The following is a 15,468-nucleotide window of genomic DNA, read 5'->3' on the forward strand; positions in this document are numbered from 1 at the left end:
TCATGTTGTTAATCGTCAGTATTTTCAATTTTATGCGCTTTCTGCATTTTGGCTTTCCACCTCAAGTACCATTTGTGATGATAAAGACTTAGCAGGAAGTAGATAGCAGCAGCGGCAACGACTGCGATGATCAGCATGTTCAGGCCAACCGCTACACCAATACCTGCGGTACACCATATGGTTGCAGCCGTTGTAAGTCCCTGGGAACTGTTCGTTTTATCGTTTTTATAGATAATGCCCGCACCCAAAAAACCGATACCTACTAGGATATTGGCGATGATTCGTGAGGCAGCGGCAATGTCCTGCAGATGCTCACCGATAGCGGTAAACAGAGTAGCACCCAAACAGACCGCTGCATAGGTTCTGATGCCTGCACTGCTCCCATGCTTTTCCCGGTCAAGCCCAATGGCAGCGCCCAGAACAAATGCAATCAACAATTTTAAAACAATGAATATCTCTTTCTCAACATCCATAAATTAACCCTCCATATTTAAAAACCACTCCTGTGCCCGCTTAATGGCCTCTTCTACAATGGAAAGTTCTTTGACCTGCCCTTCCTTTTTTAACTGGTTGGCGATCTCAATCGCTTTTTCCCTTACATGCGGTTCCAGTTCACCCATCTCCAATGGAAAAATTTCTGATGTCCATTTCATAGCTTTTTGATTTTGTTTATTTTGAGTTTTCAATGCGCCTGCTAAATACATCGATATTTTCTTGTTTTCCCTCTTGTAGCTTCCCGCTGCAATAAGAAGTAAAAAACCGGTGCTCTTTGAGAAAATCAAGGGTAATATTGTCCCATTCCCTACCGACAGAAAGCCCCCTTAGCCCCCATTCTTTCTTCAGCAATTCATCGGTCATCAGGAACTCGTCAGTCCCCAGGTTGTAGGTGTCCGCATCGCAGATGATCTCTTGTAAAAAGGTCTTTGGGCAGTGGGGTATCTTTGTGGCCATGATGCATCCCCGGATATCTTCGATAATAACCGGGTCTATCCCATGCTCCAGTAAGAAAGGCTCCATGATGGCCACACTCTGCTGTTCATGACCCTGAGGCCCGGAAAAAAGGTGTCCTGTATCATGGAACCAGGAAGCTGTAAGCAGGATAAAGTGCTCGGTGATGCCAAGCCTGTAGTAGTTTGCTATTTCCAGCGTCCTTTCTACCACCCGCCTGGTATGTTCCAGATTATGGTAAACCAGTTGGGGATTAATGTGCTCATAGAATATAGCGGAAACATAAACAGGTAACTCCTTACTTAATAACTTGATATTATTTTCCATCTTAATTAGTAATTTACCAGTGTTTAATTAAATAATGACGAATCCTGAGAACTATAGCGGCAATAAGCAAAAGGGATGCTATTACAATAAGAATAATCTTTAATACCTTTTTAAATAAAGGAGTTGGCGGCACGACTTCTTTAGGCAAATCGTTAAATGTCTTAGGTTTATATTTTTTATTTCTCCTACTGGGTATTGTATTTCTTTTCATTATTATACTTTTTTGCGTGGGCTTATTTGGAGATAAGTCCGGAAATAACATTGATGGTGAGGGCTACAATAATGGTATTAAAGGCAAAGGCCAAAACCCCGTGCATCCAGGCCAGCCTCCTGATCCTTTTGGAGGTAATCTGTACATCGGAAACCTGAAAAGTCATGCCTATTACAAAGGAGAAATAGGTAAAATCAAGATAGTCGGGCTCCTTTTCTTCGGGGAAGATCAGGCCACCAGGCTTTATCTTTTTGTCCTTATCGCCCCGCTCCATATCACAATAGTAAAAGTGGGCATAACGCAGCGTAAAAATGGTATGCACCAGCCACCAGGAACTGATGACACAGGCAAAGGGAACGACAATCTGATAGACAATATCCTGTTTTGACTTTTCCGCACTCCCCTGCAAAAGGATAACAATCGCAAACAGGCTTGCAAAGGCAGCAGCAACGGCAAATAAAAACATCAGTGAGCGGCTGGAATCCTGGGCGTGAGCTTCATGCTTCACCTGGGCGGGGTGCGAGGTCAATATGGTAATCCAGGCAAGCGCCAGGCTGCTCAAGGCATAGGCTAGCCAGGTTATCATGAAATGCATGGAGAAGGACAGACTACCATAGGTTGCCAAAAATACAAGCAGGGCAATGCCTAATGATATATATAGCTTATAGTGGGCATCCAGTTGGTAAATTTTCATATAAATGTTTATAATAATGCTTTTAAGACCTAAACAATTATCCCCAAGATCATAAAGATCAGGAACCCGGCAAAGAAAGCGGCAGTGTAAAACGGAGAATCCTTTTGTTCGTGAGCCTCTACGAGAAGTTCCTCGGTGACCAGAAACAATAAGGCCGCCGAGCCAAAAGAAAGTACGACTTCAAGCACCTTATCGCCCGTATAGTGCAGTACAAAAAATCCGATTGCTGCCCCCATTACAAATAACACGCTCAACCCCATCAGTATTAATAGGATTTTCCTGCCTTTCATCTGCAATTTTAACAGGCTGCTACTTATAGCAAGGCCCAATGACAGACATTCCATTGCCAGGGCAAGGGCCAGCAGCATGCCCTCTTTTGCCCCGGCAGCAAACCCGATACCCAGCAATAGGCCATCCAGTAAAATATCAATGCCAATGGCGGTCAACATTCCCCAGGGAAGGAGCTGATCGCCTTTATTACCGGCCTCTTTGAGTTCCAGTTTAGCGGTATACCATTTAATGAGCAGCATGGAAGCAATACCCATTATAAACCCTGCAATAATCGCTATGGGTTTATGAATTTTGATCATGTCTGGCAATAACTCAACTGCTACTACAGAAAAAACCACCCCAGCAGCAAAATGAAGGATGATGCTTTGTACTGCCGCATTGGGCTTGCGGTAAAGAACACTTACCCCACCGGCAATCAGCAAGGCAACCGGGATGCAGGTAAGGCCCAGCTCTTTGCAAGAAATTATCAGTTTAATTGGCATAATATCGATTTAAATAGTGTTTATAGGCCATAAATGACATATAGGACAGGGTTAAACCCATTAAGGCACCAAAAAAGATCTCATCGGGGTAATTCAGTCCATTATATACACGGCTATAGAGAATTAAAGCTGCCCAGCTAAATAGGATCAGCTTCAGCAGCCGATAGCGCTGATTAAAGTACAGACTGAAAAATAGTGCTATGCCAACAGCGGCGGAAGCTGCCGGAAGACATCCATAAGCTGCGCCCTTTCCAGCGGAACTGATATGTAATTGGAGGCCCAAATACTGTTGATACAGCGGACGCAGATGTTTAAAAAAATTATTGAACGTAAACAGAAATATGCTTTGGACACTAAGATATATGATTACAAAAGGGAGTATGCGCATAAAGCGAATTTTATCATATGCCAATGCCATTAATAACAAGAAACAATAAAACGGAACCCAGAAGTAAAAATTTCCAACGTGAAGCATTACCTGATCCATAAAACGACTGTGGTGGCTGTTTGCCAAAATCAAAAGCATGTCATTCAATTCGCTGAGATCACTTACTATATGTGCGTCAGCAAGAATGAATGAAACTAGCAGCCCGGTAAAAACTAAGGCTGTTATTACTACAAGAAAGTGGATGTTATTGGCTCTCATTACAATACTGAATTAATAAATTAAATTCTATCGCATAAATAGCTATGAAGTAAACTGTAGGTAAATAAGAAAAACAGCTGAAACTGACATAACCAGTAGCGTTGCAAAACCCAGGAAATTGGAAAGCTTTCCATTGGTGTATTCTCCCATGATTTTTTTATTGTTTGCGATGTGCAGCAGAATGGCGATGATCACAGGCGAAGTTAAACCGTATAAAATAGCAGTATATAACAGTGCGTCTACCGGACTGATGCCAATATAATTGAGTAGCAGCCCAATGACTACCGATATAATGATAATGGCATAGAACGGCTTTGCCTGATGAAACTTCTTATCCAGGTTGCCCTTCCATCCGAAGGTTTCCGATACAATATAGGAAAGGCTGCCGCTCAACACCGGAATGGCCAAAAAGCCAGTTCCAATCACCCCCAAGGCAAACAAAAGATAAGATGCCCGTCCCGCCACCGGTTCCAATGCCTTGGCCGCCTGTTCTACCGTATCAATCTGCCTGATTCCCTGGCTGTAGAGTGCAGTACCCGTAGCAAGGATGGTAAAGAACATGATCATGTTTGACAAGAGCATGCCCAGGTTTACATCCAGTCCCATTTTTTGGATCAGCAGCCCCATCAGCCGGTTTTCCCTGGTCTTATTCTCGGATCGGGTGCGATGGTCCCCGTTTATGTTCACCAGTCTTTTATTGATCATCACCTGGCGTTTGACCGCCTTTACATCTTCGGCCTCCATTGCCGTTTGCCAGAAAAAGAGGTAGGGTGAGATCGTTGTTCCAAGGATCGCAACCAGCATCCCTATAAAGTCCTTGTCCCATTTTATCGTTGGGATGAATGTTGCCTTTAATACCGCCCCCCAATCCGGTTTGGTAAAGAACGGAACAATGATATAGAGCAGTAGGGTCAGACACAGGTATTTCAGAACCGAAACGAATTTGGAATACGGGAGATAAATGATAAAGAATAATAGAATGGCCGTAAACAGTACGCTAAATATCATGGCATGGACGGCGGGAAAGATCAGGTGCGCCACAGCGCCCATCCCGGCGATATCAGCCCCTATATTTAATATAATGGCAGGTACACTGAACAGGATCATCAGATAAAGAACAAATTTAGAATAATGCTTTTTTAGGGTAGTTGTCAGCCCAACGGCGGTAACCAGACCAATCCGGGCGCAGATTTCCTGAATCGCGGCCATTAAAGGAAAGGTGATGAGTACCGTCCAGAGTGTAGCTAGCCCATATTTGGCACCGGCCTGTGAATAGGTCGCAATCCCTGACGGGTCATCGTCACTCGCACCAGTAACGACGCCCGGGCCTAAGGCCTTCAGGAATTTTTTTACTTTTCTAAGCATGCTTTTATCCCTTTGATTTGGTGGACTCTTTTTGATCGTTTTTATAGGCAAGCAGACGAAGTGCATTCGCCACTACAACCAATGTGGAGCCTTCATGAGCCAACACTGCCAGTCCAATAGAGGTTATGCCTAAAATCGTTAGCGGTATCAGGGCGGCAACCACTCCCAAACTGATCCATAGGTTCTGTTTGATGATTCCTTTAGCCTTGCGGCTTAAGCCAATTGCAAAGGGAAGACTTTCAAGTTTATCCCCCATTAAGGCAATGTCGGCCGTTTCCAGGGCAACATCCGAACCCGCGGCACCCATGGCAATACCAACCGTACTTTTTGCCATTGCGGGGGCATCGTTCACGCCATCACCGACCATTGCCACCATTTTCTCGGATTTGTCCAGTTTTTTGACAGCTTCTACCTTATCTTCAGGCATTAGGTTACCAATGGCGTCAGTGATGCCGATCTGCTTTGCAACAGCTTCGGCTACCTGCTGGTTGTCGCCTGTCAGCATGATCATCTTTTTAATCCCCAATGCAGACAACTCATTGAGCACATTTTTTGCTTCTTTGCGTGGGACGTCCATTAACGAAAGTATGCCGATGAAATCATTGTCCTGCTTGACCAGCATCGATGTATGTCCACCCTTTTCCAGATCCTCCACCTGTTTAATAATCTCGGCAGGCACATTATCTTTTTCAAACAATGCCTTATTCCCAATCAGTATTTTTTTACCTTCAACCTCTGCCTGGACGCCTCTTCCGGTAATGCCTTTTACCTTACTTGCCTCCGGCAAAGATTGTTTTTTAAGTTTTTCCAAGCCTCCCTTAACAATGGCTTCAGCAAGGGGATGGTCGCTTAGTTTTTCTACGGATATTGCAATCAGTAGCAATGCTTCCTCAGAGCTTCCATTTAGTGGGATTACATTGGTCAATTGCGGTTTCCCTTCTGTAAGGGTACCAGTCTTATCGAAAGCAATTGCATTTAAAGAACCCAAATCTTCTAAAGGTCTTCCTCCTTTGATCAGCACACCGCCACGCGCGGCACGGGCAACCCCGCTCAATACGGCGCTTGGCGTAGATATTGCCAGGGCGCAGGGACTGGCCGCAACCAGTACCGCCATTGCCCGGTAAAAACTTTTACTAAACGGCTCATCAATGACCAGGAACGCAAAGCAGAGCAGCGCTACCAAGACCAGCACAATCGGTACAAAATACTTTTCAAATTTATCGGTAAACAATTGGGTAGGGGATTTTTGCTTTTCCGCTTCATTTACCATTTTCACGAGCCGTGAAATGGTAGAATCCTTCGCTTCCTTAATCACTTTAACCTCCAATACGGAAGCGCCGTTTATGGTTCCAGCAAACACCCGGTATTGCGGTTTAATACTTTTTTCGCCAGTATAATCTTTGGCAGGATCGGGTACGGGCGATTTATCGACCGGTACGCTTTCTCCGGTTATGGGTGCCTGGTTTACGCTGCCCTCGCCTTTGATCACCACGCCGTCGGCGGGAATTTTACTGTTGGGCTTAATAATGATGGTGTCGCCCAGTACCAGCTGTTCAATACCTATTTCTTCTTCTTTGCCATCCCGTACCACCAGGGCGGTTGGGGGGGCAAGGCTGGTCAGCGCGGCAATGGATTTACGAGCTTTACCCATTGCATAATGTTCCAGTGCATGCCCCAAACTGAAAAGGAATAGCAGCAGGGCCCCTTCCATCCATGAACCTAATATGGCAGCACCGATTGCAGCAACCAGCATTAAAAAATCAATCTCAAACCCGCCTTTCATTATGGTTTGAACTGCTTCTCTAGCCGTGAAGAAGCCCCCAAAGAAATAGGCAATTATATAAAGGATAAGACTAACCTGTTCGGGTATACCTGCCACATAAGATAACCCAAAGCCCGCTCCCAGAGCAGCTCCACAAATCAATGAGAATATCAGCTCTGTATTTTTTCCAAAAACTCCGCCATGTTCATGTCCTTCTTCCTCCTTATGATCAGCCTTGTTCTCCTTATGGGAATGTGACTGATCTTTGGAGTGGGTATCCTTGGTGATTTTCTGATCTGCCGCACTTTTAGGCTTGGGAGTTTTGCTTTCCCGGATATTCCCCGGACTATTTTTTGGGGCTGTTGGTTTTTTTGCCGGTTGTTTTTTATTATTGCTTTCCATATCAGGTAGATTTTTAAATTTTGAGCTTGGATAAGCTCTTTGCTGTGCAGTATTTTAAGTAGTTATAGTTACATAGGGCGGCATAAAAAAGAGATGCCTTCCGAAGAAGGCACCCCATCAGATGTGTGTATTAATCCTGGTTTAATTTACTGTGATGCTCATGGCAGGCATCAGCACATTCGTTACAGGCCTGTGCGCATTTTTTGCAGTGTTCGTGATCGTGTTTAGCGCATTCCTGGGCGCACATCCGGCATGCTTTTTCGCAGATAAGCAAGAACTCATGTGCGATGTCTGATCCACGCTGCAACAAGCGGGCAGCGAGCATGCAGATGTCCGCACAATCGATGTCCATTGGTATGCACTTTTCCATCATTGCGTTTTGGGCTTCTTTAAAGCCCTGGGCAGCACAGTTTTCACAGGCTAGGGCACAGTTCAGTAATTTCTGAATAAGTGCCTGGTGATTTTGATTTTCCATAATTAAAATAGATTAGTTATATGTAGATTTATTTCTACCACGTTTGACTGAATCATGTGCGTTATTTAATTATTTTAGTTCTTTTTTTAGTGACCTTCATGTTCTTCGCTATTTTTTAATTTCGATAGCAAATCATAGGCCCCTGATAAAACTACTTTTCCTTTAACATCTAGATTTTTAGGTAGTTCTACTTGAATATATCCACCGTCACTTGTCCCGACAACTACTTCAATAATCTCAAAATGAAAGGATTCGCCTTCAGCTTCCGATTCTGTTTCGGATTCCTTTGGGTCATGTTTATGACCCTTTTCCTCGCCATCATGTGCAGCTTCTTTTTTTCCTGATTTTGAAATAAAAATGTACTTTTTGCCCTGAAAATCCACGACAGAGGCTAGCGGCAGGGCCATGACCTGGCTGGTTCCTGTCTCTATCAAAGCTTTGAGGTAAGTTCCCGGAATAAAACCTTTGCTCCCTTTTGCAATGGCATGGACTGTAACGGTTTTGTCGGGTTTAATCTCCTTTCCTACCAGTTGAACCACGGCTTTTTGTTCAGTACTATCATTGGTCATTTTAAAGCGAACAACTTGTCCTGCCTTTACTTGGGAAGCATCCTTTTCGAATACATTTAATTCCACGTGAAGGTTAGAACTATTTACGATTTCAAACATCACATCATTGGGATTTACAAATTTCCCTGTGTTGACGTTCACTTTGGTTACATAGCCACTAATTGGGGCATAGATATTTACCTGACTGCGTATATTCCCTGCGGTTAAATTTGCAGCATTGATGTTGATCAGCTGCAACCGCTGTCTAAGCGCACTCTCCCTGGCCAAAGTACTTTGATACTGTGAGCGTGACTGTTGCAGTGTTTTTTGGGAGTTTACATTCTGGTTTGCCAAGGTTTGCTGACGCTTGTATTCAGTATCGGTCAATTCAAGCTGGCTTTTACTTTCAAGATAATCCTGCTGGAGTTGTACATATTCCTGGTTTTGTAAAACGGCAATTACTTGTCCTTTACTCACGCTGCTACCCTGTAAAAGAGGGGTGGATTTCACAATGCCTCCCATTTGCGTAGTGACGCTCACTAAATTTTGAGGAGGGACATCAATATATCCATTAACTTTTAGCAATCCGCTCAACGCTTTCATCTCAGGTGAACCTAATTTAATGCCAATCGCATTATACTGTGACTGGGTTATCTCTACGGAATTTTCATTTTCCTCATGGTTTTCTTCAACTGAAACTGCTGCTTCAGGCTCTTTTTTGTTTCCACAAGAAGTTAAGAAAACAGCCAATGCAATAATATATGTGATCCGGCTGATGATTTGAATTGTTTTTTTCATTTTATTTTTTATAAACCCATAAGGTATTGGAGTGTGTAAACTGATTGATTATATTCGTTGATGGCCTGCAAATAATTAAAGCGGATATCCGAATAAGTCCGTAATCCCTGCAAATACTCCACATAACCAATCTCGCCGTTCTGAAAGGCGATCTGTGACTGCTTTAGGATCAGGTTTACGTTTGGCAATGCACTGCTTTTATAATATTCAATACTGCGGGAGTTTTTTAGCAGATCCTGGTAAGCCCGGTTGTACTGTCCCTGCAAGTTGGTCTGAAACAGACTGAACTGGCTTTCTGCTACCTGCTTTTCTATTTTGGCAGCTTTGATCCGTGAAGAAAAAGGCTTAAAAAAGAGCGGTATAGATATACCCGCCTGAACGCCCTGAAATCTTTTGCCCCCGTTAAAATATTGATCCTGACCGTTCACGTTCTGACTGCCAATAATAGACTGGTTAAAATAGCCGATTGTAAAATCGGGGCCGGAACGGGCTTTTTCCACTCCAATCGCCTTATCTGCAATCTCGATCTGCTGCCTTTGCAAAGCCAGCAATGGATTTCCAGCGATTGCACTATCCAGACCGGTGTTATTCCAGTCTTCCTGTTTGAACTGCTCTTTTGCTATTTCTATACTAGCCTGTGAATTGAGCAGCCTTTTAAGTTCTGAAGTATAGGCCAAAATATCCGACTGGTTCTTGCTCATCTGGTTGCGCACTTCATTATACTGGGTTTCAGCCGTAGTCTTTTCCAGTAGATTGGTTTCCCCTGCCTGGTAACGGAGCGAAGCTGCCTTCAAAAAGTTACTGTAGACACTGTCCTGGCTTTTATACAATTCCTGCAAGGCAATAAAATAAGCAAGCTGTGTGTAGGAACTTTTTACCTGGTAGGTCAATTCTTTTTGTGTAACCAACAGGTTTATTTCAGCACCCCTGATCTGGGCATCGTATAGATTGCGTTGATTTTTAAACAATCCGGGATACGGGATACTCTGCGAGGCACTAAAGTTATTGTCCCTTTTTATGCCATTGATCTGACCATATTGAACGTCAATGCTGGTCTTGCCTAAGTCCGTTGAACTGCCCCTTAATGCCTGCCGCTGGCTAATTTGTAGACCGGAAGACCTTACAGCCTGGTTGTTGCCAATTGCAGTCTGGATGGCCTGTTGCATGGTTATTGGGGAGCCGGTGCTGGGCGTTTGTGCCTGCGCCGCCGGAGCAAGTAAAGTAAGCCCAGCAATGAACAATACAATCAGGGCAGTAGGAACAACAGTTTTCTTTTTACTTTTAAAGCCTTCGAAATAAGTATATAACACGGGTAAAACAATTAAGGTCAAAATAGTGGAGGTGATCAATCCGCCGATTACAACAGTAGCCAGAGGTTTTTGAACTTCAGCACCGGCAGCTGTAGAAAGGGCCATTGGTAAAAAGCCCAGCGAGGCTACTGTAGCAGTCATCAACACTGGCCTTAAACGAATTTCCGTGCCTTTGAGGACAATTTCATCTAAGGTATATTTACCGAGCTTTTTAAGTCTGTTGAATTCAGTGATCAATACAATGCCATTGAGCACCGCTACACCAAACAAGGCGATAAAACCGACACCAGCGGAAATACTAAATGGCATTCCTCGCAATAACAGGGCAAAAATACCTCCTATGGCAGCCATCGGTATAGCAGTGAAGATCAACATCGACTGCTTTACTGAACCGAAAGAGAAATACAATAATAACAGGATCAATAACAGTGCTACCGGAACAGCAATAGATAGTCTTTTAGTCGCTTCTTTAAGATTCTCGAACTGACCGCCGTAAGTAATGTAATATCCTGCTGGTAATTTAACCTGTTGATTGATTTTTTGTTCGATCTCCTCTACCACACTGGCAATATCACGCCCACGAACATTAAGTCCCACGATGATCCGACGTTTGGTGTCTTCACGTTGAATCTGATTTGGTCCTATTTTGAATTCGATATCGGCTAGCTGATCAAGTGGAACCTGATTTCCATTAGGCGCTGTCACATAAACATTTTTTACATCATCAATACCTTGACGGTTTTCCTGGGATAAACGTACCACCATGTCGTATCGTTGTTCCCCTTCATAAACAAGTCCCGCCGACTGTCCTGCAAACGCGGTATTCAAAGCCTGGTTAACGGTACCTACACTTAGTCCGTATTGTGCTATCCGGTCACGGTTGATCCTTACTACTATTTGTGGGAGCCCTTCCGCTTGTTCCAGATACAGGTCTTTTGCACCTTCAACTGTGGAAACGATTTGCCCTATTTGTTGAGAAAAATCGGTTAATGTTGAAAGGTCGTCGCCAAATATTTTTATCCCGATGTCTTGTCGCACTCCCGATATTAGCTCATTTGAACGTAGTTGAATCGGTTGTGAAAAACCGAAACTAACACCCGGTACATCTTTGAGTGCCTCACTCATCAGTTCTGCAAGTTCTTCACGGTTTGTCGCAGACACCCACTCATCTTTATCCTTCAATATAATAGTAAGGTCGCATGCTTCCATCGGCATGGGGTCTGTAGGTATTTCAGCGGCTCCGATCTTTCCAATCACCTCTTTTACTTCGGGAAATTTCTTTACAAGGATCGCCGATGCCTGGTTTACCTTATCAATGGTCTGTGACAGGGAACTACCTGTTAATAACCTGGTTTCCACGGCAAAATCACCTTCTTCGAGGGTTGGAATAAATTCTCCACCCATTCTGCTAAATACAAATACGCTGATAGCGAAGATTATAACAGCAGTTAAAGTAACCAGCAGACGTCTCTTCAGCGCTCCTTTAATCATAGGATGATAATGCTTATGAAAAAAGTCCATCATACGGTCTGAAAAGTTTCTTTTATGTGTGGTGTTCTTGCTTAAAAACAACGAAGAAACCATAGGTACATATGTCATGGAAAGTAAAAATGCGCCAAGGATAGCAAAAGAAACGGTCTGTGCCATAGGGCCAAACATTTTACCTTCAATGCCTACCAAAGCCAGAATTGGGAGATAAACTATTAAAATTATAATCTCTCCAAAAGCAGCGGCTGACCTGATTTTTACTGCTGATTCATAGACTTCTTCGTCCATTTCCTGTTGAGTTAATCTGCGTCCTTTTCGCAAACCGAGATGGTGCATAGTTGCTTCCACAATTATGACTGCTCCATCTACAATTAATCCAAAGTCAATTGCACCAAGGCTCATTAGATTCCCGGATACACCAAACAGGTTCATCATTGAAATAGCAAAAAGCATGGCCAATGGAATTACCGATGCTACAACAAGACCTGCTCTCCAGTTTCCAAGAAACAAAACCAAAACAAAGATCACAATCAATGCTCCTTCGATCAAATTTTTGGCTACTGTACTCATAGCTCTGTCTACCAATGCACTACGATCAAGAAATGGTTCAATCGTAACCCCTTCTGGCAAGGTTTTGCTGATCCTGTCAATTTTTGCTTTAACTTGTTTTACCACATCATTGGCGTTGGCCCCCTTAAGCATCATCACGATCCCACCAACGGCCTCGCCCTGAGCATCGGGTGTTGCACGGGTAAGCGCGCCGTAACGGATGGAACTCCCAATCTGCACAGCAGCGATATCTCGGATCAATACAGGTATGCCGCTGCTGTTATTTTTCACAACAATCTTGTTAATGTCATCAAGATTACCAACTAAGCCCTCACTTCGTATAAAGTAAGCATTAGGCTTTTTATCTATGTAGGCACCGCCAGTATTCTGGTTATTTTGTTCTAAAGCAGTAAAGACATCGCTTATACTTAAATTTAAACTTCTTAGTTTATCAGGGTCTAAAGCAATCTCGTACTGTTTTAATAAACCGCCAAAACTGTTTACCTCGGCTATACCGGGTGTCCCTAAAAGCTGTTTACGGACAATCCAATCCTGAATACTCCGGAGCTCACGGGCATCAAATTTTTTCTCAAACCCGGGTTTGGCATGGATCACGTATTGGTATATCTCACCAAGGCCGGTTGAAATCGGGGATATTTCGGGGTTACCAAGCCCTCCGGGAATATTGTTTTTGGCTTCAGTCAACTTTTCGTTGACCTGTTGTCGTGCCCAGTAAATATCTACATCATCATGGAACACGATAGTAACCACAGAAAGGCCAAACCTTGAAATGGAACGAACCTGCTCAATTTCGGGAATGGTAGACATGGTCTGCTCTACAGGATAGGATATTAACCGCTCAACTTCCTGTGTGGCAAGGGAAGGACTAAGGGTTATGACCTGCACCTGGTTATTGGTAATATCCGGTACGGCGTCTATGGGTAATTGACGAAGGGAATACACCCCCCAGGCAATCAGTGCTAAGGTAAACAGGCCAATGACCAATTTATTTTGTATGGAAAACTGAATGATTTTTTTCAGCATTGAATTTTAAATTAGGTATAAATAAAAAAAACAGATCAATGCGGGACAGGATCATTTCCAAAAGGATTGATTCAGTCGCAATAACTTGATAATTTAAATTAACCTAATTGGGGAGGCTGCCAAACGGAAAGAGAGGTGGAGGTTGCCTTTCCGGAAATACCGTTTGAATACTCTCGTATGATTTGTATAGGAATCTCAATAGAAACTATTATTTGCCTAACAAACGTTGGGGTGTTACAACAGGCACACACACAGAAGGGTGAACAGGCATCCGTGCGGTGTTGATTGTGTGTTTGCGAGGTAACAGGCTTTGTAAAGCTGGTCTTAAGAGAAGATTGATTATATGCAGCAGCATCTGCGCATGGAGCACAGCTCAATGCGATTATTACTATACAAATAAACCTGCTCCAAAATTTCACTTTAAACGATTTTGCCAAATATAAAAAAAATATAACAAAGGCAAAGTACTTAGGGCAAGATTATATTTTGCTGCTTCTATTATAAAGTATTCGCATTTAAACATCTAAGGAAAATCTAATGAGCCATTTTATGTTATTGCTTACAAGGGTTGACAACCGTTCGTTTTAAGAGTTGTTCTTTTCTTGTGAATGGTTGATTCATTTTGTATAATTGAGTTGGAGAAAACTTTGAATTATGTGCTATAATTATACTCAACACCTTGGGGAAGAAAGATTTAGAACGGGGAATTTAATAGGCAAATCTTGGATGATACCGGATATCAACCGCACTATAACTCCAATGGCTTTAATTTCCCAAAAATGGCCATTATAACCTCTGAAAACAAAGAAATTATTGAGTTGGCAGAATGGGGTTTTCTGCCTGACTATATTCAGGACCCGAAAGATGCTAAAGCAAAAAAAATAAGAAGTGGCACCTTGAATGCAAAATCAGAAACGATTTTGAACTTTCCTCTTTTAAAAAATATGCGGAAGCAAATTATTGCCTGATAACTACTACTGGTTTTTTTGAACCGCACCATAACCCTGATGGTTCGGTTGCCTATTATTTTATAAGTTCAAAATCAAGAAAAGCATTCTGCTTTGGTGGTTTATGGAAAATTTGGAAAGACCGGCAAACCCTCTTTTGACACGGATACATAACAATAAGCCAAGAATGCCATTTATCATTTCTTCTTCAGATGGACAGCGTTTCCCGGTAAGCGGTAAAATAAGAAATGCAAAAGCCCAACTGAAATATTTTGGGTATGGCAAGGGGGTCACGTTTTATACGCACACCGCTGACCAATACTCCCAGTTCGGAAGTAAAGTTATCGCCTCGACTGAAAGAGATGCTATGTATGTACTGGATGAAATCCTAAATAATGAAACTGAACTAAATATTTTGGAGCATACTACAGATACATCCGGCTATACAGACTTGGTATTTGGGTTGTTCGATTTATTGGGAATGCAGTTTTCACCCAGGCTAAGGGATATCAAAGATCAAAAACTTTCTAAGATCAAAGGCAAGGATTTCGAATATCCCTCCTTGAAATTTACCGGTGTCATAAATCCAGATTATATCGCAGGCAGATGGGACGACTTATTGAGATTGGCCGGTTCGATGAAATCGGGATATGTTACCTCTTCATTGTTTATTGGCAAGCTGCAGTCTTATCCAAGGCAAAACAATTTAACGTATGTCCTGCAGGAATACGGCAGGCTTATTAAAACTATTTTCATTCTGAAATATCTGTTAAGCCAGACGTTGAGGCGAAAAATCAACACGCAACTGAATAAAGGCGAAGCACTTCATTCTCTCCGGAATTTCCTCTGGTTTGGAGGGGACGGCAAAATTAGGAAGAAACAAGAAGAACAACAGCAAGAACAGGCGTTATGCTTGAATGTAGCAACCAATAGTGTTATACTTTGGAATACAATTTACATGCAGGAGGTCTTGAATGAATTACGGAAAGAAGGGTATATTGTAAACCAAGATGATATCGTTCATTTGTCCCCAGCAAGGTTCTCTCATATCAACAGGCTAGGAAAATACTTCTTTGATTTTGATGAAAATGGGTTGAATGGGAACTTAAGGCAATTAAGGGTAAATGCTTAGCGATACATTTCGTCCAAATACTATTGGAACCCCAGTACGAGGTTGGAAT

The 15,468-nt window shown here is 42.8% G+C and carries 15 protein-coding genes; 3 read left to right on the forward strand and 12 right to left on the reverse strand.

All coding sequences use genetic code 11. The features are described 5' to 3' along the window. Nucleotides 1-8 precede the first annotated feature (8 nt). The 12 genes from BM192_RS19140 to BM192_RS21385 form a co-directional block, all read right to left on the reverse strand. Nucleotides 9-473, reverse strand: a complete 465-nt coding sequence (locus tag BM192_RS19140; RefSeq protein ID WP_037441740.1) for an MgtC/SapB family protein — start codon at nt 471-473, stop codon at nt 9-11. A gap of 3 nt (nt 474-476) precedes the next feature. Beyond that, a complete protein-coding gene (locus BM192_RS20985; RefSeq protein ID WP_169741376.1) occupies nt 477-653 on the reverse strand; it encodes a DUF2188 domain-containing protein in 177 nt (58 codons plus the stop codon). 16 nt (nt 654-669) lie between these two features. Continuing rightward, the gene (locus BM192_RS19150) at nt 670-1,275 is read right to left on the reverse strand and encodes an HD domain-containing protein (protein ID WP_037441744.1); all 606 of its coding nucleotides are present in this window, start codon (nt 1,273-1,275) and stop codon (nt 670-672) included. A gap of 233 nt (nt 1,276-1,508) precedes the next feature. Further along, entirely contained in the window at nt 1,509-2,180 is a 672-nt protein-coding gene (locus BM192_RS19160; protein WP_070808209.1) for a DUF1345 domain-containing protein, read from the reverse strand. 29 nt (nt 2,181-2,209) lie between these two features. Further along, nucleotides 2,210-2,953: a ZIP family metal transporter gene (locus BM192_RS19165; RefSeq protein ID WP_051759955.1), complete on the reverse strand. Its 744-nt coding sequence runs from the start codon at nt 2,951-2,953 to the stop codon at nt 2,210-2,212. Then, nucleotides 2,943-3,599: a phosphatase PAP2 family protein gene (locus tag BM192_RS19170; RefSeq protein WP_037441749.1), complete on the reverse strand. Its 657-nt coding sequence runs from the start codon at nt 3,597-3,599 to the stop codon at nt 2,943-2,945. Before BM192_RS19170 ends, BM192_RS19165 begins: the two co-directional genes overlap by 11 nt. A gap of 42 nt (nt 3,600-3,641) precedes the next feature. Beyond that, entirely contained in the window at nt 3,642-4,964 is a 1,323-nt protein-coding gene (locus tag BM192_RS19175; protein ID WP_037441779.1) for an Nramp family divalent metal transporter, read from the reverse strand. A 4-nt stretch (nt 4,965-4,968) separates the two neighbouring features. Continuing rightward, nucleotides 4,969-7,128 carry a heavy metal translocating P-type ATPase gene (locus BM192_RS19180; protein ID WP_037441751.1) on the reverse strand — a complete coding sequence of 720 codons (2,160 nt, stop codon included), beginning with the start codon at nt 7,126-7,128 and terminating at the stop codon, nt 4,969-4,971. A gap of 130 nt (nt 7,129-7,258) precedes the next feature. Next, the gene (locus BM192_RS19185; protein WP_037441753.1) at nt 7,259-7,603 is read right to left on the reverse strand and encodes a four-helix bundle copper-binding protein; all 345 of its coding nucleotides are present in this window, start codon (nt 7,601-7,603) and stop codon (nt 7,259-7,261) included. A gap of 86 nt (nt 7,604-7,689) precedes the next feature. Continuing rightward, nucleotides 7,690-8,949: an efflux RND transporter periplasmic adaptor subunit gene (locus tag BM192_RS19190; protein WP_037441756.1), complete on the reverse strand. Its 1,260-nt coding sequence runs from the start codon at nt 8,947-8,949 to the stop codon at nt 7,690-7,692. 8 nt (nt 8,950-8,957) lie between these two features. Beyond that, on the reverse strand, nt 8,958-13,340 hold the full coding sequence (locus BM192_RS19195; RefSeq protein ID WP_037441758.1) for a CusA/CzcA family heavy metal efflux RND transporter: 4,383 nt from the start codon (nt 13,338-13,340) through the stop codon (nt 8,958-8,960). Between the two features lie 98 nt (nt 13,341-13,438). Beyond that, complete coding sequence (locus tag BM192_RS21385; protein WP_394364785.1) at nt 13,439-13,759, reverse strand: DUF6660 family protein; 321 nt, start codon at nt 13,757-13,759, stop codon at nt 13,439-13,441. A 360-nt stretch (nt 13,760-14,119) separates the two neighbouring features. Between BM192_RS21385 and BM192_RS19200 the strand changes: the two genes are divergently transcribed. From BM192_RS19200 to BM192_RS19210, 3 genes are read left to right on the forward strand one after another with little or no spacing between them, the layout of a single operon-like run. Beyond that, the gene (locus BM192_RS19200; RefSeq protein WP_074964096.1) at nt 14,120-14,308 is read left to right on the forward strand and encodes a hypothetical protein; all 189 of its coding nucleotides are present in this window, start codon (nt 14,120-14,122) and stop codon (nt 14,306-14,308) included. Further along, the gene (locus BM192_RS21390; RefSeq protein ID WP_081857523.1) at nt 14,248-14,448 is read left to right on the forward strand and encodes an SOS response-associated peptidase family protein; all 201 of its coding nucleotides are present in this window, start codon (nt 14,248-14,250) and stop codon (nt 14,446-14,448) included. Before BM192_RS19200 ends, BM192_RS21390 begins: the two co-directional genes overlap by 61 nt. Nucleotides 14,449-14,474: 26 nt before the next feature. Beyond that, a complete protein-coding gene (locus tag BM192_RS19210) occupies nt 14,475-15,419 on the forward strand; it encodes a Tn3 family transposase (protein ID WP_157282868.1) in 945 nt (314 codons plus the stop codon). Nucleotides 15,420-15,468: the final 49 nt, after the last annotated feature.

It is taken from the genome of Pedobacter antarcticus (assembly GCF_900112985.1).
Taxonomy (GTDB): Bacteria; Bacteroidota; Bacteroidia; order Sphingobacteriales; family Sphingobacteriaceae; genus Pedobacter; species Pedobacter antarcticus.